The sequence below is a fragment of the Rhodopirellula sp. UBA1907 genome (assembly GCF_002337565.1).
Lineage (GTDB): Bacteria > Planctomycetota > Planctomycetia > Pirellulales > Pirellulaceae > Rhodopirellula > Rhodopirellula europaea.
In genome coordinates this window covers 80,030-80,493 of the sequence record NZ_DDGH01000023.1, presented here as the reverse complement: position 1 = coordinate 80,493, position 464 = coordinate 80,030, and the positions used below count along the sequence as shown (strand labels likewise).

Below are 464 nucleotides of genomic sequence, written 5' to 3'. Positions count from 1 at the left end.
AAAGTCCGTATGGGATTCAACCATCCTGGCTTCATTGCCGCGATGGCGGACAACGTTACCAAAGCGGCCCAAACCATCGACGCATCGCCAGCCGAAACTAAGGTGCTGTTCACCGCTCACAGCATCCCGATGGGCATGGCCGACAATTGCGACTACGAAAAGCAACTCCGAGAGTCGTGCCGTTTGGTGGCTGACGCTTGCGGTGCGGTGGACTGGGATCTGGTTTACCAAAGTCGCAGCGGCCCACCATCGCAGCCTTGGCTGGAACCGGACGTGTTGGACGCAATCGCGGAGATGGACGACGCCAAGAAATTGGAATCGCTGGTGATCCTGCCGATCGGATTTGTCAGCGACCACATGGAGGTCCTGTTTGACTTGGACGAGGAAGCCGCCCAGCTTTGCCAAGAACGCGGGATCAAAATGGCACGAGCCTCATCGGCGGGAACACACCCGGATTTCGTCGA

The 464-nt window shown here is 58.0% G+C and carries 1 protein-coding gene; it reads left to right on the top strand.

Annotated features, from left to right (window positions below):
* On the top strand, window positions 1–464 hold a 464-nt coding region (locus B2R17_RS05420), incomplete at both ends, for a ferrochelatase (protein ID WP_286763162.1).